Below are 24,405 nucleotides of genomic sequence, written 5' to 3'. Positions count from 1 at the left end.
CGTCCGCCAAATAAAGCGCATGCGATTGAATCGCATGCGCTTTTGCTTGTCCGTTTGTCCGCAACCTGCCCCGGGCGATCGCGTCTATGCTGTGCGACGAACGGCCTTCGATCAAGGAGCAGGCGATGCGGGAAGGAACGACGGAGCAGGAAGGAAGCGGATCGCATCCGCTCGACAATGCCGTATGGCATGCGCTTACCGGGGAGCAGCATCGTTTCGCCCTCGGCGACATGCTTGCGCGTCGATTTCCTCCTGCGCTCGCACCGTTTGCGGGCATGGCCGACCGCAGCCCGACCGCGTTCGACGCGCTGCGTGGACTGATCGACGCCCATGGACCTGCGGCACTCGTCACGCCGGACGAGATCCCGACGCCGCCCGGCTTTTCCGTGGTCTGGCGGGCGATGCTGCATCAGATGATCTGGCAGGGAACGCTCGACGGCGCGCCTGCTCTGGAGCATGTCCGGCTCACCGAAGCCGACGTGCCGGAGATGCTCGAATTGATCGCGGCGACGGAACCAGGCCCGTTCGGCACGCGCACGGTCGAATTCGGCGGCTACATCGGTGTCCGCCGGCAAGGCCGGCTCGTGGCGATGGCCGGTCAGCGGCTGAGGGCCGGCGGTCACGCGGAGATCAGCGCCGTGTGCGTGGATGCGGCTTTCCGGGGCCAAGGCCTCGCGGCCGGACTGATCCGGTCGCTGGTCGCGACCATCCGCGCGCGGGCGGAAACGCCTTTCCTGCACGTGCTCACGTCGAATCACGGTGCGATCGAGCGCTATCGCGCACTCGGCTTCGCGACGCGTCGCGACATGCATTTGCTGGTGCTGGGGCGCGAGGAGACCGGGACGGGCCAGCCGGCGCGCCGGCCATAAGGACCGGTCGCGGCGGTGCCTCGGGCCCGACTGCGGAAAATGTACTGAAATGGCGGAGGGAGCCGGCGGCAATCGCATCGCAGGCTCGACATCGAGCCTGCGTTCGATCGTCTATTCGTTGATCGAATGGATCAGGTTGCCGCGCAGCGTGACGATGGCCTTCTGCATCTTCGCGAATTCGTCGGGTTTCAGGCCGGTGGCTTCGACCAGGTTCATGTCGAGCCCCTTCTCGCGCACGCGGCGGCCGCTTTTCGTCAGGCTCACGAGTACCTGGCGCTCGTCCGACGGATCGCGGTGCCGCTCCAGATAGCCCATCGCCTCGAGCTTCTTCAGGATCGGCGTCAGCGTGTTCGATTCGAGGAACAGCTTTTCGCCGAGCTGTCCGACCGTCTGGTTGCCCTCCTCCCACAGCGCGATGATCGTGATGTATTGCGTGTACGTGAGGCCGAGCTCTTCGAGGATCGGTTTGTATGCCTTGCCGAACGCGAGATTCGTCGAGTAGATCGCAAAACACAGGAACTCGGACAGCTTCGGCGTGGCGGGCGATTGTGCTTCGGTCGGTTTCATGAGCGTTCTCCAGCGACAGCGGTTTGTGTCGCAGACGAACGCATTATATATCGCGTGCGATCTTATCGGAGGCATGATTATCGCTTCCGATCAACACGATGCGACACCCGCGGCGCCTGCTCAATCTCGTCCGCTGTCGTTCCGACCCCGTCGGTCGCCGGTCCGCTGGCGGCTGATCGACAGAAGCGAACACTGCACCGGGTGCGCGATCTCGGTCGCGAGGCCGCCCGTGGCGAACAGCAGGATCATCAGCCAGCGCTTCATGCGTCCTCCACGACGGAAAGGCTTGCGCCGTCGGCGACGGTCGCATCGAGCGCATACGGATCGACGCCGTCGAGGCAGCCGAGATTGACGCGCCAGCACGCGGGATCCTTGCGCGTCTGATGGAACGGATAGACGCCGCAGCGGCTGCAGAAATAGTGACGGGCCGTGTGCGTATTGAAGCGGTAGAGCGTCAGCGCGCCCTCGCCTTCGACGATCTTCAGGTCGGCCGCGGCGAACATCGGGCTCATCAGCGCGCCGCGACGGCGGCAGAGGCTGCAGTTGCAGCGAGCCGCCGGCGCAAGCGCGGTCCGGACTTGGAATTTCACGGCGCCGCAGTGGCAGGATCCGTTGAACCATGTAGCAGACATGTCGTGCTCCTCAAGAAGTCATGTCCGCTTTATAACGGGCCTTCGCCGACGCCGTGTATCACGCTGTATCCACGCCGCGGGCGGATACAGAACGTTGCAATTCTGTACCCGGCCATTCGCATTGCGGCGCATTCGCCGAACGCCGGCGCACCGCGTGCGGCCGCGAAATCAGTCCAGCGCGTGCTGTAGCCGTGCGATGGCCGCCCGTGTCTCGCGCTCGAGCGTCGCGAACAGTTCGGTCGCCGGCAGCGACCGGACGAGCGGCGCCGCCTGCCCGGCCCATTGCGCGCCGTAGCCGAACTCGCCGTTCGCCTTCGCAGCCGCATGCAGTGCCTTGCCCGCGTCGTATGCGATCGGATAGGCGGGCGTGGCCGGTGCGTGCGGATCGTCGCCGAGCGCGGTCAGCCGGTTCGCGATGCCGCGCGCGATCCGTCCGGAGATCGCGGTCGTCAATGTCGTGCGGCGCGCTGCGTCGCCGAGGATCGCTCGGCGATAACCGTCGTCGATCGACGTCTCCGGGCACGCGACGAAGGCGGTGCCGAGCTGCGCGGCCTGCGCACCGAGCGCGAGCGCCGCGGCGATGCCGTCGCCGTCCATGATGCCGCCGGCGGCGATCACCGGCAACGCACATTCGCGCACCAGCAGTCGCGTCAGGGCGAATGTGCCGAGCCGGTCGTCGTGCGGCGTCGAGTCGAATATGCCACGGTGCCCGCCGGCCTCGATACCCTGCGCAACGATCGCGTCGATACCGGCCGCGGCGATCTGCCGGGCTTCGTCGGGATTCGTCGCGGACGCGAACAGCGTGATGCCCGCGCGCTTCAGCACGGCGATGGCCTCATCGGACGGCAACCCGAAATGAAAGCTGACGACCGCCGGTTTTTCTTCGACCAGCATCGCGAGCATCGCATCGTCCGCGACGAAGCTCGTGTAGATCTCCGACAACGACGCCGGCGTCGTCGCGCCCTGTTCGCGGAACGCGGGTGCGAGCCAGTCGAGCCACGCGCGTTCGACGGCTGCGTCGGCGCGGGCCGGCCGGTGGCAGAACAGATTGATGTTGAACGGCCGGTCGGTGAGCGCGCGCGTGTCGCGGATCATCGTGCGCGCGCCGTCGGCGTTCGTCGCGCCGACGCCCAGCGAGCCGAGCCCGCCCGCATTCGACACGGCGGCCGCCAGCGCGGGCGTGCTGACGCCGGCCATCGGCGCCTGGATGATCGGGGTGCGGATGCCGAGCGTGCGCAACAGCGTCCGGTTTTCGGTCGGTCGATTCATGTCGTTGCCTCCTGCAACGTCCGGGATCGGAATGCTGCGGCCAGATGCGGGCCGAAGCTGCTGGGTCGGGTCCGGTATACGGCATGTTCACGGCGCGTCGCGCGGAGCCGGTCACGGGAAAGCGGTGTCGAGCTCGGCGGCCGATCGGGCAATGACGCGGCCGTCGCGCGGCGCGATGCGCATCCGAACGGTGCGCGAAACAGCCCCCGGCAACCGCGCCCATGCTACGCCGGCCTGCCGCCCGCGCGCCAGCCCAACTTGCTTCTATCGCCTGCGTACCCGATAGGCGAGCCCCGCGCATGCCGTCAGTAGCGCGGCTGTCACGAAGAACACCGCATGCAGGCCGAGCGCGACGCCGATCTGTCCGCCGATCACGGGGCCGATCACCTGCCCGCCGAACTGCGCGGATTGCAGGTAGCCGAGCATCTGGCCCGTCGCGCGCTCGTCGACGGACTGCCGGACCAGCTTGCCGATCGACGGGAGCAGCCCGGCGAGCGTCATCCCCATCAGCACGCGCAGTGCCGCGAGTTGCCACCAGTGCGAGACGAAGGCCTGCGGCACCATTGCGAGCGCGGTCAGCAGCAGGCAGCCGACGATGACATTCCAGCTGCCGATTCGGTCGGCGAGCGCGCCGAGCCGCGCGGCGGTCAGCATGCTGCCCAGTGCGGAACAGGCCATCACGACGCCGGCGACGCGCGCGAGGTGGCTGCCATCCACGCCGAGCCCGCCGATATATACCGTGATGATCGGCTCGATCGACATGTTCGCGAGCAGGACCATCATTGCCGTCACCAGGAGCGCGGCGACCGCCGCAAGATCGGTGCGCCGTGCCGTGTCCGCGGTCGTTGCGCGGGCGTGTCGCGTCAGTGCGTCGGTGTCCGCGTGAAAGTCCTCCTTCACGAGCAGGATCGTCAGCAGCGCGGCGACGGCGATCATCGCCCCACCCGCGAAAAATGTCCCGCGGATGCCGAGCCAGCCCGGCAGCAAGCCGCCGACGAGCGGCCCGACGAGGTTGCCCGCGAGTGCACCGGTCGACAGGATGCCGAGTGCCCAGCCCGCGCGTTCGCGCGGTGCCTGCGTGCCCACCATCACGGTCGACGCCGACGCATAGCCGCCGACGAGCCCGGCGACGAGCCTCAGTGCGACGAGTTCCTGAACGTTGTGCGCAACGCCGATCAGCGACATCACGACGGCCATTCCGAGTGCAGCGCGCACGAGCATTGGTTTGCGGCCAAAGCGATCCGCGAGGCGGCCCCACAGCGGTGCGGTGACTGCGGTGCCGAGAAACGTCGCGCCGAAGGCGACGCCGGACCACTCGATCACGGCCGATTGCGCATCGACGCCGAGCTGCCGCACGTACAGCGGCAGGAACGGCAGCAGCATGCTCAGGCTGACGAGCGTCGTGAACGAGCCGAACACGCACACGGCGAGATTGCGCTGCCAGTAGCGCGCGTTCCGTTCGGCATAGCTGGCGGCGGACCGGCCGGCGCGCGCCGTGTCAGGCGTCTGGATGGTCGTGCTCATCGCGCCCTCGCCGATGCGACGACGTCGACCACGAGCGCCAGCAGCAGCGCGGCGGCTCCGACGGCGAACAGCGTTTCGTATCGACCGCCGCTCGAGGCGAACAGGTACGACAGGCCGTAGGCAGCCATCGCCTGCATGATCGCGAAGCTGGTCGTCGCACTGCGCCATGCGCGTTTCGCAACCGACGGATGATGTGCGAGCAGTTCATTCACGCGGCCAAGTACGAGCGGTACGATGCCGGGCGTGAACGCGCCGACCAGCACGCTCGATACGATCAGCGCGGCGGGCCCCATCCCGAGCAGCGGCAGCACGACGGCGACGGCCTCGATCGCGAATGCAATACGCAGTGCGCGACCGAATCCCGCTCGATCGGCGAGATGCCCGCACGCGAGCGGCCCGACGATCGCACCGAGACCGTACAGCACCCAGTACTGCGCGCCCGCGTCCACGCCCTTGTCGAGTCCGCGCGCTACGTAGTCGACGAGGAAGATCATGTGCGGGACCAGCCCGACCGCGTTGAGCCCGTATTCGACGTACAGCGCGCGCAGGCTGCCGGTCGGGAGGTTGCGTGCGTGCGTGGCCGGCGACGCGACGGCCGCAGGCGGCGCATCGTCAGCCGGCCAGCCGCGCCACGCGACGGCGGTCAACAGCAGCGACACGATCGCGAGCCCCAGCCACGTCGCGGTGAGACTCTGCCGCAGCAGGATCGGCACGATCGTGCCCGACGCCGCGATGCCGAGACCGATTCCCGTGAAGATGCCGCCGCTCGCGAAACCGCGGCGCGCCGGCGGCACATGCGTGAGGATCGCCGGCGCGGCGAGCACCATCAGGGCGCCGCCGGACAGGCCGGACGCAAAGCGCCAGACGAAGAACCACAGGAACGACACGGGCACCGCGCACGCGACGAACGCAAGCGTCGCGAGCAGCATCATCGCGCGCAGCACGGCGGTCGAGCCGGCGCGGCGCGCGAGCGCGCCGGCGACCAGCGCACCGGCCAGATAGCCGCCGAGGTTGGCCGCACCCAGATAGGCGGCCGTCGACGCGGGAAACCAGTGCGCGCCGATGATCGCGGGCAGCAGCGGCGTATACGAAAATCGTGCCAGACCGATGCCGATCAGGCTCGCACTGGCACCGGACACCGTGCCGCGCCACACGTTGAACGCGGGGGCGTTCTGCCGGTCGAGAAGCGCTTGTTGCATTGAAGGACCTCCATTCGCTGGGCGGACGCATACGCGCCCGTCGGTTGAAGGAAGTCTAGATTGAACCGAGTTTCGGGAGAATCCACGCGTTGCGGAAGCCATTCTTCCGCAGGCCGGTTCAATCTTCGTCGGTGATGGTGGCCAGCCGTGCGAAGTGCTCGCGCAATCGTGGCGCGGCGAAATCGACGAACGTCCGCACTTTCGGCACCGACAGCCGTCCGTAAGGCGTGACGACGTGAATCGGCAGCGGCGCATGTTCGCTGTCGCGCAGCACGATTCGCAGCGCGCCGTCCCGAACCTGCTCGGCGACGTGATACGAGAAGAGGCGCGTGACGCCGTGGCCGGCGAGCGCCGATGCAAGCGCGCCGCGGATCGTGTTGACGATGAAGCGCGGCGCGAACTGGACCACCTGCGGCAGCGCCGACTGGCCCGACGGCGGGAAGCTCCATGAATCGAGCCCGAAGTGCGTCATCGAGATGATCCGGTGCCGTGCGAGATCGGCCGGCGCGGTGATCGGCGGATGCTTCGCCAGATAGTCGGGTGACGCGACGACGACACGCCGCACCGCGCCCACCGGGATCGCGACGAGCGTCGAATCCGCCAGATGTGCGATGCGCAGCGCGACGTCGATTCCTTCGTCGATCAGGCTGACGGGACGGTCGAGCAGTTGCAGGCGAATCGACACGGCCGGATGGCGGTCGATGAATTCGTCGATGAGCGCGCGCAGCACGTCCTCGCCGGCGGCGACCGGAGCCGTGATCGTCAGCAGTCCGCGCGGCGCCGAGCGTTCGTCGGCGATCAGCATGTCCGCTTCCTCGAGATCCGCGAGGATGCGGCGGCACGCTGCGGCGTAGCGTTCACCGGCTTCGCTGAGGCGAATCGTCCGGGTGGTCCGGTACAGCAGCGCGGTGCCCGTGTGCTCCTCGAGAAACGCGATCGCGCGGCTGACTGCCGCCGGCGAGCGGCCGAGACGGCGGCTCGCGCCAGCGAGACTGCCCTCGTCCAGCGTGGCGACGAACACCTTCATCGCATCGATTCGGTCCATGGCGTGTGAGCGTGCGAGAGTGGTCGTGTCATTGGCGGCGGGAAAAAGCCAGCGAGCAGTCTACCGTACGCGTCCCGCGATGCGTGGTCGGCCTCGCTGTGCCGCTTCGTGAAATACTGCGGCCACGCGTCCTCCGAAACCCCGCGATGACTGAAATGCCCGCCATGCCCTCGTTCTGTTGCCCGATCTTGCGTTCCGCACTGACGTGCGTCGTGGCGTTGCTGGTCGTCGGGCCGGCGACGGCCACCTCGGCCACGGAAGCCACGCACTTGCCGGGCGGGTCGCCCGTACCGGCAATGCGCACGCCGCAACGCATCCTGTTCGTCGGCGACAGCCTCACGCACGGCCGTTACACGCCCGTGCGTTCGTACGGCGCGATGCGGCCCGGCAGCAAGGAGGTTGGCGGCACCGCGCGGGTCGTCGACGAAAACTTCGGGCAGACCGGGGCCCGCGCCGAACGCGAGCCGGGCCCGTGGGGCGGGATTCCGGGGATTTTCGCGCGCTTCGCCGCCGAAGCCGGACTCGACTTCGAGGTTCATCTGGAAGCGATGTCGGCGACGAGTCTCGCGAAACATGACCGCGTCGCATCGGACGTGATCGACCGGCCCACGTGGGATGTGGTGGTCCTGCAGGAACTGAGCGCGAAGCCTCTGCCGTTCGCGCTCACGCACAGCCGCGCCTGCGATCCGGCCGGTTTCCGTGCGAGCGTCGCGAAGCTCGCACGCGGCATTCGCGCGGCGGCGCCGCAAGCGCGTGTTTATCTATATGAAACCTGGCCACGTGCCGATCTCGCGAAAGCGCTGGCGGGCGAGCCGGATAGCATCGGTTTTCACGCGCGCTACGTCGATCGCCTCACCGCCCTCGTTGCCGCATATCGCGATGCGTTCGATGGCGCGCGCCGGGGCGATCCGTCCATCGCCGCCGTCGTGCCGGTCGGCCGCGCGTGGCAGCGCGCGTGGACGACCGGCGTCGCCGATCCCGACCCGTATGCGCCGTCCGGCGCACCGCTGCTGTGGTACGGCATGCGCGCGCAGAACGACCCGCCGATCTCGCGGCCAGACTATCTGCATCCGGGCGTGCTGGGCGCTTACCTGAGCGCGCTCGTGCTGTTTCAGCAGATCGCCGGTGTCGACGTCCGTACGTTTGGCCCGCGGGAGCAAGCGGCCGCGCAGCTCGGCATCGCGCCGGACATGGCAGCAAGGTTGCAGGCAGTGGCGTCGGATACGGTCCGCCAGCAAGGCGCCGACGCCGCCCCTGCCCCCGATGTCGATGCCGGTCTGACGGCGACGGCCGGATGCCCTAATCCGTGCGCGTCGCAATGAGCGGCAATGCGGCGGCCCTACCCGGCCGCACGCGGCGCGAAATCACGCGACGCGACGCAATACGGCGCGGTCAATGCGGCGCGACCGCCTGCAACGCGGCGAGCATCGCGCTCCCCGGTTTCGCGAGATCGTCGAGCACCGTGAAGTGCTGCATGCCGGGTAGCCATGCGCGTGCGATCCGTTCGCCGGCCGCTTCGCATGCGTCCGCGTATTCGTGCGAGTGGCGCACGAGCTCCGGCAGTTCGGCCGCGCCGACCGCGACGACGGTCGGTGCGCCGGGCCCGATGTGAAGCAGTGGACTGTATGCGGTGATCTCTTGCGCGGCGAGCTTCAGCTTGTCGTCGAGCACGCACAGCGAGATCGGTTCGAGATCGACGAGCGGGCTGATCGCGAGCGCAGACACGACGGCCGGATGCGCGCGATGCACGGCCGTCAGGTGGCCGCCGGCCGAGTGACCGCTCAGGTGGATCGGTCGTCCTGCGGTGCCGATGCCGTCGGGGTCGGCCGCGAGATGGTCGAGCAACGCGCCGATCTCGCCGACGATGTCGGTCATCGATGCGGTCGGTGCGAGCGTGTATTCGGCGAGCACGACGTCGAAGCCGCGTGCGAGCGGCCCGGCGGCCGCGTACGCGAAATCCTCTTTCGCACAGTGCTGCCAGTAGCCGCCGTGAATGAACACGAACAGCGGCGCGTCGGGCCGGCCGCACCGCAGCCAGTCGAAGCGCTGCGCCGGACGCGCACCGTAACGCAGGTCGCGCTGCCCGGGCGTCGCATCGTAAAGCGCTGCGCTGCGTGCCTGGCAGGACGCGAGCACCGCGGGGAAATCGGGAATGGCCTTCGTGTTCAGGTAGGCGGCGTCGAGCGCCGCGCGGTCCATGCCGCGATAGAGGATCGTCATTCGGGAAGCGCCGGGTCGGATTGCGGATGCGCGGGACAGTCGCGGTGCCACGCTACGAAGGCGCCAGGCGGGCCGACGCCGTTGCACCATTATGCGCAGCGCAACAGGCGCCGGCTATCCGGAATCGGCGGGGGCGGCGTGCGCCTGTCCGCTTTCGGCGAAGGACTGTCGAGCAGCACGCACATCGTGCCGGCGCATGCGCGAACGAGCGCACCGGCGTGATGAAGCGGCATGACGCTCGCCGCAGCGGAATCCGGGAATCGGGGAAGCGGGGTTCAGTTCAGGCGATGCGCGACCGGAACCGGTGCGCGCGGGTGCGCGATGCGCGCCGCCGGCGCGTGTCGGCGGGAATCAGCGCGGTGCGTCAGCGGGAGACGAGGCTCAGTAAGCGGACATCTCGACGCAAGGATCGACCTTGGACGGCGAGCAGATCACCGAATACTTGGCGCTTTCGCGCATCAGCGCTTCGCCTTCGTGCAGCGCGATCTTGATCTCGGGGTGACGCTCGTACGCGAGGAATGCGGAGCAGAAGACCGCGGACATCACGACCAGGGAGAACAGAAATTTTTCGAGAGATTGGAAACGTTCGGGCATGGTTCGACCTTTCTTCTAGCCCGCGATTATATCTCGAATTAAGGGTTTTCCCTATATTCCAGTCCGCATACCGAGGATGGCTTCGACCGATGGCAGGCCGTGTTTGCGCCCTTTTTCGCCGTTACGCAGGGTTCATGCATCGGACAAGACGGGATAACGGTTGCCTTCAAAGGAAGGCAGGCGACGGTGCCACACGCATCGTCCGCACGGCATTTCGGCAGGAGCGGCGACGAAGCCCGTCGCCGGCGCGTCACTGCGGTGCCGACGCGCCGCTGGCCGCATTGCCAGGCCATGCCTTGCCGATCTTGTCGATCAGCGACTTGGCGGCGCTGGTCGCGATGGCGGCGTCGACGCCCGAGGTCTGCCACGAACCGTCGGCGGCCTGCACGAAGGTCAGGTTCGCGCGCGACGGCGTGTAATCGCTGTTGCGCCAGGTGATCACGACGTCGCACGCGTAGGTGCGTTCGCCGGCCTTCCTGCAGTCGCCGGCGGGCTTCGCCGAGATCACGTCGGCCGACACGGGCAGCGGCTGGCCGAACAGCGCGTTCAGGCCGCCGTGGTTTTCCGCTTCGAGCGCGCGGCGCACCGCGGCATCGACGTCGCTCGATCCGGGGCCGTCGTGGAGCAGGTGGCAGGCGGCGAGCAGCGTGGCGGCACAGCCGAGCGTCAGCAGCGTGGGAAACTTCATGGAACTCCGCGAATCGGGTGAACGTCGGGCGGCACGCAGCGATGCCAGTGAGCGCATCGCCGAGCCGGTATGCCGCGTAGTCTGCAACGTCCGCGCGTCGTTCGCGGTATCCATTTGTAACCAATTGCACGGACGGCGTGAACGGCGTGATCGGTGCGAACGCCCCGCTGTCCCGCCGCTTTCGTGCGCGCCTACTGCCGCTCCTGCTTCACGCGACTCACGAGCTGCGTCGGGCTCACGAACTGCAGCGCGATCACGACCCACACGAGCGTGATGGCCATGTAGATCATCGCCATCGCGTCGATCGACTGCGGCGCGCGCACGCCCGTCGAGAACACCGCGTAATACAGCGCGACGACGAGCGTCTGCGTGCTGGGGCCCGCGGTGAAGAAGGTCAGCTCGAACATCCCGATCGTGCGCACCAGCACGAGCAGCCCCGCCGCGAGCATGCCGGGCACCAGCAGCGGCAGCAGAACGTAGCGGAAATAGCGCCACGTGTTCGCGCCGAAGATGCGCGCGGCGGCTTCGAGATTCGGATCGATCTGCTCGATGAACGGCGTCATCACGAGGATCACGAACGGCAGCGCCGGCACGAGGTTCGCGAGGATCACGCCTGGCAGCGTGCCCGCGAGCCCGACCTTGTACATCACGGTCGCCATCGGGATCCCGTACGTGACGGGCGGCACCATCAGCGGCAGCAGGAACACCAGCAGCGCGAAGCGCTTGCCGCGGAACTGCACGCGCGCGAGCGCGTAGGCGGCCGGCACGCCGAGCGCGACCGACAGCAGCACGACCGCGCCGACGACTTCGACGGTCACCCACAGCACGCTGGCGAGCTGGAAGTCTTCCCACGCCTTCGCATACCAGTGCAGCGTGAAGCCCTGCGGCAGCGGCGTGCCGAACCAGCGTGTCGCGACCGAGTTCACCGCGACGGTCGCGATCAGCAGCATCACGTTCAGCAGGAAGAACGCCATCAGCCCCCATACGAGCGCCTTCCACGCGCGGCCGGCGAGGCTGTCGCGTAGTTTCCGCGGCTTCATCGCGTTGACGGGCTGCGCGCCGGGCGGGCTATGTTTCGGCGGCCACGCCGGCGCCGCATGATTGTTGGTCGCCATCAGCCCTTGCCCCCCGTGACCGGACCGGTATAGAAGAAGCGGCGCGCGCCGAGCATCGACGCGACCACCAGCAACTGCACGAAGCCCATCACGATCGCGATCGCCGATGCGAGCGAATAGTCGTAGCTCTCGAACGCGGCTTCGGCGGCCGCGATCGAGATCACGCGCGTCGGCCCGGCCGGCGCGCCGAGGAGCACGGCCGACGGGAATACCGAGAACGCCTGCACGAACGACAGGCATGCGGCCATCGTCAGCCCCGGCACGAGCAGCGGCAGGTAGATCCGCCGGAACTGCTGCCACGGGTTCGCGCCGAGCGTGGCCGCGGCGCGCGCGAGCGTCGGGTCGATGCCGCTGATGTACGACAGCATCAGCAGGAACGCGAACGGAAAGCCCGACACGATCAGCGACAGCAGGACGCCCCAATAATTGTGCGTGAGGCGCACTTCGTCCGTGTACAGGTGCAGCCCCTGAAGCGCCTGCGGAAACCAGCCGTTCGGTCCGAAATACGTGAGCATCCCGTCGGCGACGAGCACCGTGCCGAGCGTGACCGGAATCACGAGCAGCGTCGTGACGAGCTTCTGGTACGGCGAGTTGCGGCGCAGCGCAAACGCGACGGGCACCGAGATGCCGACGTTGATCAGCGTCGCCGGCACCGCGAGCTTCAGCGTGACGAGCACGGTCGGCCACATCGCGGTGTCGGTGAAGAACTGCACGTAGTTTGCGAGCGCGCCGCCGCCGTTCATCGGCTGGAACGACAACACGAGGCCGTACGCGAACGGATAGATGAACAGCGCGACGATGAACGCGATCGCCGGCGTGACGAGCCACGCCTTCGCGTCACGCGGCGCGCCGCCTGTCGCGAGCGTGCTCATGCGGCCTCCGGGCAGCGCGCTGCCGTGCACGCGGCGCAGCGGCCGTTCATGGCGCGTCGCCCGCATAGACGAGCGTGCGCGCCGGCGCCACGCGCAACCGCAACCGCTCGCCCTCGGCGAATTCGCCGGCGACCCGCGCCCAGATCGGGCCGAACGGCGTGATCACGCGGATGAGTGAGTCGCGGCCGCCGTATTCGACCGTTTCGACGGTCGCGTCGAATGCGTTGTCGGCGCCCTCTTCCGCACGCTCAATGTCGTCGGGGCGCAGCGCGACCACGACGTCCTTGCCGTCGAAACCGGCCATCGGCACGCCCGTGATACGCACGCCAGCCGCGGTGACGTTCACGTAGTCGCCGGCCATCCCTTCGAGCGTGAACGGCAGCACGTTGCGATAGCCCATGAAGCGTGCGACGTGCAGGTTGTGCGGGCGCGTGTACACGTCTTTCGGCGACGCCACCTGCTGCACGACGCCCTCCTTCATCACGACGATCCGGTCGGCCATCGACAGCGCTTCGTCCTGGTCGTGCGTCACGTAGATCGTCGCGCGTTCGAGCTGCGTGTGGATGCGGCGGATCTCGGCACGCATCTCGATGCGCAGCTTCGTGTCGAGGTTCGACAGCGGCTCGTCCATCAGCACGAGCGGCGGCTCGATGACGATCGCGCGCGCGATCGCGACGCGCTGCTGCTGCCCGCCCGACAGCTGCCCGGGCAGCTTGCCCTCGTGGCCGACGAGCTGCACGAGTTCGAGTGCCTGCTGCGCGCGCCGCCGCGCTTCCTGCTTCGGCACGCCGCGCATCTTCAGCCCGAAGCCGACGTTCTCGAGCACCGACATGTGCGGAAACAGCGCGTAGTTCTGGAACACCATGCCGAAGCCGCGGCGCTCGGGCGGCAACACGTCGATGCGCGTGTCGTCGAGCCAGATGCCGCCGCTCGTGAGCGGCTGCAGCCCGGCGATGCAGTTCAGCGCGGTCGACTTGCCGCAGCCCGACGGGCCGAGCAGCGCGATGAACTCGCCGCGCCTGATGTCGAGATCGAGCCCGTTCAGTGCGGCGACCTGCGCGCCCTCCGCATTGGTGAAGCTGCGGCACACGCCGTCGAGCCGCAACCGTTCGAAACTGTGCTTCATTACGCGAGCTCCGTCGGCGCGGGCGCCGCGGCGCCCGCGGGTTCATGCGTCATTTCGACTTCTGCGACCCGATCTCGCGGTCCCACTTCTGGAACGCGGCGACCATTGCCTGCGCGTTGAGCGGCTGCACGTGCGGACGATCCGCGAGCAGCTTCGCGTATTCGGGGCGGCCGAACTTCCTGATCACCTCCTGGCTGTGCGCGGGCGCCATCTCGAGCGTCACGCCCTTCACCGCCGGGCCCGGATAGAAGTAGCCGTCGTCGTAGGTCATCGCCTGCTGCGCCGGTTCGAGCAGGAAGTTCATCAGCTTGAACAGCACGTCGAGCTTGTCCTTCGCCACGCCCTTCGGAATCACCATGAAGTGCGCATCGTTGACCCACGTCATGTTGTCGAATGCCTGGATCCTGAACTCGGCCGGCACGATGCCGAGCGCGCGCGGGTTGAGGTCCCAGCCGGTGACGGTCACCGTCATGTCGCGCGTGCCTTCGCCGAGCTCCTTCATCACGGCCGACGTGCCGCCCGGGTAGTACGGCACGCAGTCGTTGAGCTGCTTCAGGAACGCCCAAGTTTTGTCCCAGCCGTTGATCGGGTCCTGCGGGTTCTTGTCGCCGAGCACGTACGGCAGCCCCATCAGGAAGGTGCGGCCGGGGCCCGAGTTCGCCGGGCGCGCGTAGATCAGCTTGTTCGGATGCGCCTTGCACCACGCGAGCAGCTGGTCGGGCGTCTTCGGCGGATCGCTGACCTTGGCCGGGTTGTATTCGAGCAGCGGGCCGGCCGGCATGTAGGTCACTTCGAGACCGAAGCCCTGCGCGAGGTCCTGCATCTTGCGCGGGCCGGGCGCGTATCTGTCGAGCACGCCGGGAAACGCGCCCGCGTTGTCGGGCAGCAGCTTCAGCCACAGGTTCTGCTCGATGCCGGCGGCCAGCGCGTCGGTGCCCGTCAGCACGAGGTCGATGTCGGCGCGTCCCGCCGCCTGCATCGCCTTGATCTTGCCCGGCAACTGCGGCGCGGGCGCGTTCGTGAACGTCACGTTCGAGACGAGATTCGGGTTCTTCTCCTTGAACGCCTCGATGGCCTTCTGCGTGAGCTGCAGGTTGCCCGCGACGTCGACGACATTCAGCGATACGGGAGCCGCGACGGCGGCCGCGGCCGACAGCGTCAGGCCCAGCGCCAGGGCGATCCGGCGGACACGGCGCGCGATCGTGGTGGTGTTCATGTCTCCTCGCTTCGGTCGGTGGATGGGACCGTTCTTTCGGGAAATCATGACGGCGTTATACGATGTCGGTCAACAAAAAACCGACCCGCGCGGGGCGGGAATTTCCCTAACAAAAACCTTCCTCTTGTTGAGGATTTGCTTATTGGCCGTTGCGACGGATAGGTAGCATGTTAGGACGTCGTATATCAACGGACGCTGAACTGAAATCGGTTCCGACGGACGCGCCGGCATGAAATCGTGCGCGGCGCGTTGCAGACGGCGCTCAGGCCGCACGGAGCGCGATCACCTCCCCGATCAGCCGCTCCGCATCCCGCCACTCGCCGTACCCGGACGCCGGGTTCAGGTGTCCGACTTCGCCGAGATCGACGAGCCGGCTGCCCCATCCCGCCGCCAGCGCCTGCGTTCGTTCGAATCGCGCGAGCGGATCGTTGCGGCTCGCGGCCACGATGCTCGGAAACGGCAGCGGCCGGGTCGGCACCGGCGTCCAGCCGTGCGCGTCGAGCGCATCCGGTGTCGGATAGCCTGCGGGCATCGGCGTATCGAGATCGGCCGGCGCGGCGAGCAGTGCGCCATCGATGGCACGCGTGGCCTGCAATGCCCAATGCACGGCGATCATGACACCCGCGCTGTGCGCGACGAGGATCACGGGGCCGTCGATCGCGGCCAAAGCCGCATCGAGCGCCGCGACGCGCGCGGCGCGGCTCAGCTTGTCGGCTTCGAGCGGCGCGACGGCGCGAGCGTTCGGCAGGCGCCGTTGCAGATGCGTCTGCCAATGATCTTCGACGTGATCGCGCAAGCCGGGCACGATCAGGATGGTGGGCGCGGTCGCCAGGGTCATGCTGCCTCCGGGAGGGTTCGGTTCAGGAAAGGTGTGACGCGCGCCGTTCGCGTTCGACGCGCGCGATATCGGCCGCGTAGCTCGCGCGTCCGATCGCGAACAGCACGGCGGCCGCGAGCGGCACGGCAGGAATCCATTGCAATGCGCCGACGAGGCCGGTGCGATCGGCGACCCACCCCGTCAGCAGCGGGCCCGGCGCCATGCCGAGCAGGTTGTTGGCGAGCGTGAGCGTCGCGAAAGCCGATGCGTGGATCGCGGCCGGCGTGAGGTTCGCGACCATCGCGCCCGATGCGCCCGACGCACCCGCGCCGACCAGCATGCCCGCGCAGATCAGTGCGAGTTGCAGTGGCCCGGGCGGCAGCCGGAACGCGACCGCGAGGCACACTCCCGTCAGCCCGCAATACGCGATCGCGGTCAGCCACTTGCGCTTGCCGTCGGTCTTGCCGACGCGGTCGGTGACGATCCCGCAGCCGACCATCCCGACGCCCGACAGCAGCACGAAGCCGGCCGCAAGCACGGCGGCGCGGTCCGGCGCCATCGCGTAATAGCGGTTCAGGTAGCTCGGCAACCAGGCGAACAGCGCGCCGGGCACGAACAGGTGCAGTCCGCTGCCGACATACGCGCAGATCACCGAACGGGATGCGAACAACCCCGACATCAGCGCGCGCACGCTGCCGCGCAGGTCGCGCGGCGCGCTGGCGTCGCGCCGGCACGGTTCGATGCGATAAGCGGCGAGCCGCCGTTCGGTCACGACGCATCGATACGCGACGAGCAGCACGATGCCGAGCGCGGCCATCACGCCGAACGACCAGCGCCAGCCGAGATGCGCGCCGACGAGGCCGCCGAGCGCCATCCCGAACACGGAGCCGAACGCGCCGCCGGCCATGAACGCGCCGGTCAGCGTCGCGCGCAGGCGCGCCGGAAAGATGCTGAGGATCAGCGCGACGCCGACGCTGCCGTACGCGGCTTCGCCGAGGCCGACGAGCCCGCGCGCCACGAGCATTTCGGCGTAGTTGGTCGACAGCGCGCATCCGAGCGTCGCGACGCTCCACAGCGCGGCCATCAGCACGATGCTGCGTACGCGGCCGAAGCGGTCGGCGAGCACCGACAGCGGAAACGTCAACAGCCCGACGAGCAGCGCGACGACGCCGGACAGCGAACCGAGCTGCGTGTCCGACAGTCCCCACGCGTGCTTCAGCAGCGGAAACACGGCATTGAGCACCTGCCGCGACATGTAGTCCGACAGCAGCAGACCGACGGTCAGCCCGAACACGAGCCAGGCATAGGCCGGCGCGCGCCGCCCGGTGGCCGCCACGTCCTGCAGCGACGGCTCGACGTGATGAATCAGCATGCGTGTCTCCTCCGGCACCGGTGCGGCAATGCGCCGGCGCGGCTTGCGCGGCCCCGCTCCGTTCGTCGGAGCTTGCCTCGCGCACCGCGCGAGGGTGGGTGCCGCGCCACATCGATCGGCGGGCGGCGCTGGCGCGCCACCCGGATGCGCGGTGCGTCAGGCCGCGCGCAGCGGCACGTTCACCTGGCCCGGCCGGCGGTTCGGCGCCATCCCGAGCTGCGCGAGCGTCTCGTCGACGCCGTCGTACTGCACGCCGATCCGGTAGATCGCCTTCGCCTCCTTGCCGGTCGCGATGTCGCGGCCGAGTTCGCGCGCGATCCGCACGCACTGCTCGACCTGCTGCACCGACGTCATCCGGTTGCCCTTCTGGTCGATGATCGTGTCCTCGATCCCGCAGCGCGGATGCAGCCCCAGCGCCATCGCGACCGTGTTGATCGGCAGCACGTTCTTCATCAGCGATTCGAGCGTGATGCACGCGCCGTCCGGGCAGCGCCGCACGAATTCCATGAAGTTGTACGGGTTCGGGCCGTCGAAACCGCCACCGATGCCGACCCACGTGACGTTCAGCGGGCCGCGATAGACGCCGCGGCGGATGATCCGTTCGAGCGTTTCCAGCGCGTGCATGCCGGTGAGCTGGAAATGCGGCTGGATGCCGGCCGCCTGCAGCCGGCGCAGGTGCTCGTCGACCCAGCCGGGGCCGGCCGGCACGGTCATCTCGCGGTATGCGTCCCACAACGCGGCTTCGTTCAGCGACGTGCCGGCGATGTCCTTGCGGTTCATCAGCTCGGTGATGTTCATCTGCACGGTGTTGATCGCGACCGTCACCTGGTCGGGCTTCGGCGTCAGCTCGGCGAGCATGTGGCGCGTGTCGTCGGACAGCCATTTCGCTTCCGCGCCGTCGCCTTCCGGCGCGAACGAGATCGAGCCGCCGACCTGCAGGATCATGTCGGGCACCGCCTCGCGCAGCCGGCCGAGCAGCTCGTTGAATTTCGACAACCGCTTGCTGCCCTTGCCGTCGAGCTCGCGCACATGCAGGTGCAGCACCGTCGCGCCCGCGTTGTAGCAGTCGACGGCCTTCTGCACGTGCTCGTCCATCGTCACCGGAATGTCTTCCGGAAAGTCCGCGGGCATCCATTCGGGGCCGTACGGCGCGACCGTGATGACTACCTTGTCCTGGTTTTCCGGGTGCAGCGAATCGTCGAGAAATTGCATGTCGTCCTCCAGATGGAATCGTTGTGTTCGGGGTGTACGGGCGTGCGTATCCCGTCGCGCCGGGCGGGCGGCCCGGCGCGTTGTTGCGTCGTTGCGGATCGGTTACGGTGCGGGCGCGCTCAGAACGGCACGTCGCCGACGATGCCCGCGCGCTCCATCCTGCGCACGCACGGCGGGTAGTCCATCACCGCGTAATGCTGCGTGCTGCGGTTGTCCCAGATCGCGACGCTGTTCTTCTTCCAGCGCCAGCGCACCTGGTATTCGGGGATATAGGCCTGGCTGATCAGGTACTGCAGCAGCTGGCCAGCGCCGGGATTCGCGTCCTGCCCGACACGCACGCGAGCGGGTGTGTGGAAGTTCGTGAAGTGCGTCGTGAACGCATTCACGTACAGCACCTTCTCGCCGGTTTCGGGATGCGTGCGCACGACCGGATGCTCGGCGTCCGGGTACTGCGCCTTCAGCGCGAGGCGCTTGTCGATCGGCATCGCCGCGCCGAAGCTCGCCTCGATGCTGTGGCGCGCGCGCAGGTCGTCGATCTGCTGCTTCACGTACTCCGGCAGGCGTTCGTACGCGAGCACCATGTTCGCCCACATCGTGTCGCCGCCAACCGGCGGACCCTCGACGCAACGCAGCACGCAGCCGAGCGGCGGCGCCACGCGCCAGCTCGCATCGCTGTGCCACGCATTCTCGTAGCGGTCGTTCGGCTGGTCGGGCGACTTGTAGATCCGCACGAGCCCCGGGTGCTCGGGATCGCTGCCGGCGACCGGATGATCCTCGAGCTCGCCGAAACGCCGCGCGAACGCGACGTGCTCGGCGCGCGTGATGTCCTGGTCGCGCAGGAACAGCACGCGATGACGCAGCAGCTGCGCGCGGATCTCGGCGAACAGGCCGTCGTCGTGCACGGCGTCGGCGAGGCTCACGTCCAGCAGTTCCGCGCCGATCGCGCAGGTCAGGGGTTCGACTCGCATGCGCGTCTCCTCAGACGATGAACACCGACGAACCGGTCGTCTTGCGTGATTCGAGATCGCGGTGCGCCTGCGCGGCGTCCTGCAGCGCATAGCGCTGGTTGATCTCGATCTTGATGCGGCCGGCCGCGACGTGCGCGAACAGTTCGCCGGCCAGGTCGTTCTTCTCGGCCGGATCGGCAATGTAGTCGGCCAGCGCCGGACGCGTCAGGTACAGCGAGCCCTTCATCGCGAGGCGCTGCGGGTCGAACGGCGGGATCGGGCCCGACGCGGTGCCGACGCAGACCATCAGCCCGCGCCGCTTCAGCGAATCGAGCGAGCCTTCGAAGGTGTCGCGGCCGACGCTGTCGAACACGACGTCGACGCCGACACCGTCCGTCAGTTCGCGCACGCGTTTCGCGACGTCCTCGCGGCTGTAGTCGATCGTGTGGTCGCAGCCGTGTGCGCGGGCGACCGCGGCCTTGTGTTCGCTCGACACGGTGCCGATCACCGTGAGCCCGAGCAGCTTCGCCCATTGCGACACGATCAGCCCGACGCCGCCCGCGGCCGCATGCAGCAGGATCGTGTCGCCCGGCGCGAACGCGTGGATGCGGCGCAGCAGGTAGGCCGACGTCAGCCCGCGCATCGTCATCGCGGCGGCCGTTTCGCATGCGATGCCGGCGGGCAGCTTCACTAGGGGCGCGGCCGGAATCAGCCGTTCGGTGCTGTACGCGCCGAGCGTGTTGAGGAAGCCCGTGTAGGTCACGCGATCGCCGACGGCGACGTTCGTCACGCCGGGGCCGACGGCCTCGACAACACCGGCCGCCTCGACGCCGATGCCCGCCGGCAGCGGAACCGGGTACAGGCCGCTGCGGAAATACGTGTCGGCGAAATTCAGGCCGACGGCCTCGTGCCGCAGGCGAACCTGCCCAGCGCCCGGCTCGCCGACTTCGACCGCTTCCCAGCGCAGCACGTCGGGGCCGCCGGTTTCGTGGAATCGCACTGCATGTGCCATCTTGTTCTCCGTAAGTATTCAGTCGGATGCGTGTCACGCATCGTCGGGTTCGTCCGCGCCCGGCGTCGTTGCGGCTGCGCCGCTCGCCGGGGGCGTGTCCAGTTCGTTCCAGTCGGCGTCGCCCAGGTAGCGCCGCGCGGCCGGGAAAATCACGCCTTCCATGCGGCCCATCTGCTCGAACGCGCCGCGCGCGTAGTCGGCGAGCGCGGCATCGAACGCGGCCGACGGCAACCCGTCGGCGGTGAGCCGCGCCAGCGCGTCGAGTGCGTGCGCATCGCGGCGCCGCTGGCGGTCGAGCTCGTCGAGTTCGGCCGCGGTGCTCTCCGCCCGCATGCGCAATGCCGCGAACAGTCGTGCTTCGGCGGACGCGCCGAAGCGCGCGTTCTGCAGCGCCGCGAGGGATGCCAGCGCCGCCAGCGGGCCGTGCGCGTCGGCGGTCGGCTGCCTGGCCACGTCCGGGTCCTCGCTCGCCATCGTCAGTGCCTGCAGCCGCTCGCCGAGCGCGCGATGCGCCGCGAGACAGCGAGCCATCACGCGTGCCTCGGCCGGCGCACGCCGCGCCGGGCACACGAGCACCGGTACGCCGCTCGTCGCCAGCAGCACCCGCCGTTGCGCGGCTGCGGCGGCGTCACAATCATGCGGCAGCGCCGCGACGCCGATCAGGTCGCAGCCGAGCTCGCCGGCGAGCGTGGCGGGTGAGGTGTTGCCGGCCGCCGCGATCGCATGGGACAGGCCCTGCGCCCGTGCGGCGGCTTCCACTTTCGCACCGTGTTCCGGCATCCGCGCTCCGGATAAACGCGAGTCCGGCGCGGCGGCGGACAGCACGAACGTGACTCGCGCACCGACCGCACGCGCCAGTTCGAGCGCATGGCCGATCGCATCGATGCCGCCGGGCACGCCGTCGACCGTCACGAGCAGATGGCGATACATCGTGCCGCTCCGCTTATCCGGCGCTCGGGGCGCTGCGTCGCGCGCCGGTCGATACGATGTTCATGGTCCCTCCTCGTTGCATTCGTCGGTTGCGTTCCTCACGCATCGGAACCCATGCTATCGACCGGACGGCGGTGCGGCCCCACTCGTCGCGGGGGGGGATTGACGCGCGAACGCGGTTCGGTCGATCCTTCCCCCACGCCCACCCCGGACGCTGGCCCGCACGGCATCGCCGGATTCCCACTCCTGCCCCGATGGCCCACCCACCCGATCGCGCCGACGCGCCCCCCACCGAACTCGTGCTGAAGACGACCGCGCCGCGCGTGCCGGCGCAGTTGCTCGCGCGTGCGCGGCTGAGCCTTGCCGCGCCGGCGTTCGACGCGCGGCCCGTCACGCTCGTGCAGGCGCCGGCCGGCTACGGCAAGACCTCGCTGCTCGCGCAATGGCGCCGCGAATCCCTTGCACTGGGCCGTGCCGTCGTGTGGCTGTCCGCCGACGAGCGCGACGACGCACCGCGCCTGTTGCAGGGGCTCGTGCAGGCGGTGCGCACCGGTTGCGCGCGGCCCGGCTTCGGGCGCCTGATTCCGGACGGTGCCGCCCGCGCGCTGGAGGGGCTGACCGCGTGGCTGGCCGAAGTCGCGCAACTGTCGATCGACGCACTGCTGATCGTCGACGACGCGGAGCGGCTGCCGCCCGCCGGCCTCGACGCGCTGACCTACGTGCTGCACAACGCGCCGCAGAACCTGCGGGTGGTCGTCGCGGCCCGGCGCGGGCTCGATCACGCGGCCGGCGACCTGCTCGCCGGCGGGCAATGCACGCTCGCGGGCCCCGACTGGCTGCGCTTCACGCTCGACGAGACGATCGCGCTGGTCGGTGCGCGCTTTGCGCAGCGGGTCGACGCCGACGCGTGCGCGCGCCTGTTCGAACGCGTCGACGGCTGGCCGCTCGGGCTGCAGCTCGCGATGGCCGCGATGGCACGCTCGGCCGATCCGCGACAGGCCGTCGACGCGCTTGCCGCGCGGATGGACGGCACCCGCGACCGGCTCGTCGAGCTGCTGCTCGCGAATTTGTCGGCCGACGACACCGCGTTCCTCACGCGCACGAGCGTCGCCGACCGCCTGCATCCGTCGCTGTGCGCCGCGCTGCTCGACGACGCAAACGCCCCCGACCGACTCGCGCGGCTCGCGCGCGACACGCCGCTGTTCATCGCGTCGGACGATTCCGACTGGTGCCGGCTGCATCCGCTCGTGCGCGATACGTTGCGCGACCGCCTCGCGGCGAGCCCGGACGCCGAGCGCAGCGCGCTGCACGCACGCGCGGCCGCGTGGCTCGACGCGCACGGGATGACGGAGGAAGCCGCGCGCCACGCGTATGCGGCCGGCCAGTTCGACACGGCATACGCGCTTGCGCAGCGCTGCCTCGAGGACGCGATCAAGCAGGGCCGCATCAACGACGTGCTCGACTGGCTCGCGCTGCTGCCCGACGCGGAACTCGACAAGCGTCCGACGCTGCGGATCGCGGTCGCCTGGGCGCTGGCGCTCGGCGAGCGCCATGTCGAGGCGCAGCGCCAGATCGCGGGCATCCTGGCCGACCCCGGCACGCCGGCCGCGATGCGCTACGAATGCGCGCTGATCCTCAGCGCGGCCGCGTATTACGCCGATGAAATCGATCGCTTCGTCGAACTGTTCGAACCGTGGGCCGACTTCACGCCGCCGGCGGCGACGTGGCTCGCGCAGATGCACGCGAACCGGCTGTCGGCGCGCGCGATCATCGTCGGCGAACCGGCGCAGGCGCGCCGTTTCCAGCAGGCCGCGCCGCGCGGCGAGACGGCGGCCGGGTTCGGCTATGTCGCGCGCTGGGGCGAGCTGATCACGGGCCTGAGCTACCTGCGCGAAGGCCAGATCCGGCTCGCGGACGATGCACTGTCGCCGGCGCTGGCGCGCGCGGAAGCCGATCTCGGGCGCCGCCATCCGCTGACCTGCATGCTCGCGGCGATGTGCGCGGCGATCGCGTACGAGGCCGACCGCGTCGACCAGGCCGCCGCGCTGCTCGCGAATCGGCTCGATGTGCTCGAACACACGGGCACGCCCGATACCGTGCTGCTCGGCTATCGCACCGCCGCGCGCATCGCGCTGCTGCGCGGCGTCGAGCATCGCGCGATCGACCTGCTCGAGGCGCTCGATGCGATGGGTGTCGCGCGCCGGCTGCCGCGCCTGTCGGTCGCGAGTCTCGCCGAGCAGGTGCGGATTCACGCGGCGCGCTATCGCGAGGCGACCTGCCACGCGCTCGTTGAGCGGATCGACGCGATCGCCGCGGCCGAGTTTCCGTCGCACGGGCCGCTGTGGCGGCGCCCCGTCGTGCTGCTGCAGGCGACGGCGCACGCGGGCGCCGCGCTGGCCGCGCGCCGCTGGGACGATGCGTGCGCGGCGCTCGACGAAGCCGCCGTGCTGGCGCGCGAGATGAGCATGGGACGCGAGCGCATCGAGATCATGGCGCTCAGCGCGTTCGCGCTCGACCAGTCCGGGCACGGCGGCCGGGCGCTGCTCGACGAGGCGATGAACCTCGCGGACATGTTCGGCCTCACGCGCACGCTCGCCGACTTGCATCCGGCCGTCGCCGACTGGGCGCGCCGCATCGGCGACGAGGCGCCCGCCGGCAACGGGCCCGTGCGGCCCGCGCAGCCGCAGCCGCGCATCGTGCCGCCCGCGCCGCGCAGCCCGGCAAGCCCGCGCGCGGTGCCGAGCGTCGTGCTGACGCCCAAGGAGCGCGCGATTCTCGAACTGCTCGCGCGCAACCTCTCGAACAAGGAGATCGCGGTGGCGCTCGCCGTCGGCGAGGAAACCGTGAAGTGGCACCTGAAGAACCTGTTCGGCAAGCTCGACGCCAGTTCGCGCAAGCACGCGGTGCGCCGCGCGCTGGTGCTCGGATTGCTCGAAAGCGCGCCTTGAACTCCGCCTGACCACCTCTGTAGCGGCCTGGCCCTGCCGTTGACAGCAGCCTCGCTGCCGGCCGCCCTTCGATTCTCCGCAACCCTGCCCCCCGCGCATGGGGGGGAGCGGCCGCGCGCCGTTGCGTAACCTTTCCGCACGGCTCGCACCGGCGTCGCATCACGCGCCTTCCCGCCTGCCTCGATGCTTCCCCCGCTTCACCCGCCCGGGCTCGATCCCGTGCGGTCCATT

23 protein-coding genes are annotated in these 24,405 nt (G+C 69.1%); 3 read left to right on the top strand and 20 right to left on the bottom strand.

Going from position 1 to position 24,405, the window contains the following annotated elements; translation table 11 throughout:
• Window positions 1-125: 125 nt before the first annotated feature.
• Window positions 126-869, top strand: coding sequence for a GNAT family N-acetyltransferase (locus LGM71_RS05595; protein ID WP_226114203.1), 744 nt, complete (start codon window positions 126-128; stop codon window positions 867-869).
• A 111-nt stretch (window positions 870-980) separates the two neighbouring features.
• Here the strand turns inward: LGM71_RS05595 and LGM71_RS05590 are convergent, their stop codons facing one another.
• The 7 genes from LGM71_RS05590 to LGM71_RS05560 form a co-directional block, all read right to left on the bottom strand.
• Window positions 981-1,436, bottom strand: coding sequence for a MarR family winged helix-turn-helix transcriptional regulator (locus tag LGM71_RS05590; protein WP_226114202.1), 456 nt, complete (start codon window positions 1,434-1,436; stop codon window positions 981-983).
• Between the two features lie 120 nt (window positions 1,437-1,556).
• Window positions 1,557-1,700: a hypothetical protein gene (locus LGM71_RS05585; RefSeq protein WP_170296424.1), complete on the bottom strand. Its 144-nt coding sequence runs from the start codon at window positions 1,698-1,700 to the stop codon at window positions 1,557-1,559.
• Entirely contained in the window at window positions 1,697-2,068 is a 372-nt protein-coding gene (locus LGM71_RS05580; RefSeq protein WP_059606833.1) for a GFA family protein, read from the bottom strand. Before LGM71_RS05580 ends, LGM71_RS05585 begins: the two co-directional genes overlap by 4 nt.
• Window positions 2,069-2,236: 168 nt before the next feature.
• On the bottom strand, window positions 2,237-3,337 hold the full coding sequence (locus LGM71_RS05575; protein WP_226114201.1) for an NAD(P)H-dependent flavin oxidoreductase: 1,101 nt from the start codon (window positions 3,335-3,337) through the stop codon (window positions 2,237-2,239).
• A 264-nt stretch (window positions 3,338-3,601) separates the two neighbouring features.
• Window positions 3,602-4,861, bottom strand: a complete 1,260-nt coding sequence (locus LGM71_RS05570; RefSeq protein ID WP_108064709.1) for an MFS transporter — start codon at window positions 4,859-4,861, stop codon at window positions 3,602-3,604.
• Window positions 4,858-6,060 carry a YbfB/YjiJ family MFS transporter gene (locus LGM71_RS05565; RefSeq protein ID WP_226114200.1) on the bottom strand — a complete coding sequence of 401 codons (1,203 nt, stop codon included), beginning with the start codon at window positions 6,058-6,060 and terminating at the stop codon, window positions 4,858-4,860. Before LGM71_RS05565 ends, LGM71_RS05570 begins: the two co-directional genes overlap by 4 nt.
• Window positions 6,061-6,178: 118 nt before the next feature.
• Complete coding sequence (locus LGM71_RS05560; protein ID WP_124626242.1) at window positions 6,179-7,105, bottom strand: LysR family transcriptional regulator; 927 nt, start codon at window positions 7,103-7,105, stop codon at window positions 6,179-6,181.
• 146 nt (window positions 7,106-7,251) lie between these two features.
• On the opposite strand from LGM71_RS05560, the gene LGM71_RS05555 reads away from it, so the two are divergent.
• Window positions 7,252-8,427: a hypothetical protein gene (locus LGM71_RS05555; RefSeq protein ID WP_226114199.1), complete on the top strand. Its 1,176-nt coding sequence runs from the start codon at window positions 7,252-7,254 to the stop codon at window positions 8,425-8,427.
• Between the two features lie 70 nt (window positions 8,428-8,497).
• On the opposite strand, the gene LGM71_RS05550 is transcribed toward LGM71_RS05555, so the two are convergent.
• The 13 genes from LGM71_RS05550 to LGM71_RS05490 form a co-directional block, all read right to left on the bottom strand.
• Entirely contained in the window at window positions 8,498-9,325 is an 828-nt protein-coding gene (locus LGM71_RS05550; protein ID WP_226114198.1) for an alpha/beta hydrolase, read from the bottom strand.
• Window positions 9,326-9,706: 381 nt separating this feature from the next.
• Window positions 9,707-9,919, bottom strand: coding sequence for a hypothetical protein (locus LGM71_RS05545; RefSeq protein ID WP_059606822.1), 213 nt, complete (start codon window positions 9,917-9,919; stop codon window positions 9,707-9,709).
• A 250-nt stretch (window positions 9,920-10,169) separates the two neighbouring features.
• Window positions 10,170-10,607 (bottom strand): hypothetical protein, encoded by a 438-nt coding sequence (locus LGM71_RS05540; RefSeq protein WP_226114197.1) that lies wholly within the window; start codon window positions 10,605-10,607, stop codon window positions 10,170-10,172.
• 191 nt (window positions 10,608-10,798) lie between these two features.
• On the bottom strand, window positions 10,799-11,722 hold the full coding sequence (locus LGM71_RS05535; protein ID WP_226114196.1) for an ABC transporter permease: 924 nt from the start codon (window positions 11,720-11,722) through the stop codon (window positions 10,799-10,801).
• Complete coding sequence (locus tag LGM71_RS05530; RefSeq protein ID WP_059606956.1) at window positions 11,722-12,594, bottom strand: ABC transporter permease; 873 nt, start codon at window positions 12,592-12,594, stop codon at window positions 11,722-11,724. The genes LGM71_RS05535 and LGM71_RS05530 overlap by 1 nt, the downstream gene beginning before the upstream one ends.
• 46 nt (window positions 12,595-12,640) lie before the next feature.
• Entirely contained in the window at window positions 12,641-13,720 is a 1,080-nt protein-coding gene (locus LGM71_RS05525) for an ABC transporter ATP-binding protein (RefSeq protein ID WP_124902424.1), read from the bottom strand.
• Window positions 13,721-13,769: 49 nt separating this feature from the next.
• The gene (locus LGM71_RS05520; protein ID WP_059606816.1) at window positions 13,770-14,936 is read right to left on the bottom strand and encodes an ABC transporter substrate-binding protein; all 1,167 of its coding nucleotides are present in this window, start codon (window positions 14,934-14,936) and stop codon (window positions 13,770-13,772) included.
• 262 nt (window positions 14,937-15,198) lie between these two features.
• Window positions 15,199-15,774: an RBBP9/YdeN family alpha/beta hydrolase gene (locus tag LGM71_RS05515; protein WP_124626230.1), complete on the bottom strand. Its 576-nt coding sequence runs from the start codon at window positions 15,772-15,774 to the stop codon at window positions 15,199-15,201.
• Between the two features lie 22 nt (window positions 15,775-15,796).
• Window positions 15,797-17,125 carry an MFS transporter gene (locus LGM71_RS05510; RefSeq protein WP_226114195.1) on the bottom strand — a complete coding sequence of 443 codons (1,329 nt, stop codon included), beginning with the start codon at window positions 17,123-17,125 and terminating at the stop codon, window positions 15,797-15,799.
• A 156-nt stretch (window positions 17,126-17,281) separates the two neighbouring features.
• Window positions 17,282-18,337 (bottom strand): 3-keto-5-aminohexanoate cleavage protein, encoded by a 1,056-nt coding sequence (locus tag LGM71_RS05505; protein ID WP_059606809.1) that lies wholly within the window; start codon window positions 18,335-18,337, stop codon window positions 17,282-17,284.
• A 119-nt stretch (window positions 18,338-18,456) separates the two neighbouring features.
• Complete coding sequence (locus LGM71_RS05500) at window positions 18,457-19,305, bottom strand: TauD/TfdA dioxygenase family protein (protein WP_124902426.1); 849 nt, start codon at window positions 19,303-19,305, stop codon at window positions 18,457-18,459.
• Between the two features lie 10 nt (window positions 19,306-19,315).
• Window positions 19,316-20,296, bottom strand: coding sequence for a quinone oxidoreductase family protein (locus LGM71_RS05495; protein ID WP_059606806.1), 981 nt, complete (start codon window positions 20,294-20,296; stop codon window positions 19,316-19,318).
• 33 nt (window positions 20,297-20,329) lie between these two features.
• Window positions 20,330-21,226, bottom strand: a complete 897-nt coding sequence (locus tag LGM71_RS05490; RefSeq protein WP_226114194.1) for a universal stress protein — start codon at window positions 21,224-21,226, stop codon at window positions 20,330-20,332.
• Window positions 21,227-21,480: 254 nt separating this feature from the next.
• On the opposite strand from LGM71_RS05490, the gene LGM71_RS05485 reads away from it, so the two are divergent.
• Window positions 21,481-24,174: a LuxR C-terminal-related transcriptional regulator gene (locus tag LGM71_RS05485; RefSeq protein WP_175816643.1), complete on the top strand. Its 2,694-nt coding sequence runs from the start codon at window positions 21,481-21,483 to the stop codon at window positions 24,172-24,174.
• Window positions 24,175-24,405 lie beyond the last annotated feature (231 nt).

The organism is Burkholderia sp. AU33545 (genome assembly GCF_020419685.1).
GTDB lineage: Bacteria > Pseudomonadota > Gammaproteobacteria > Burkholderiales > Burkholderiaceae > Burkholderia > Burkholderia diffusa.
This window is presented reverse-complemented; position numbering and strand designations above follow the sequence as displayed.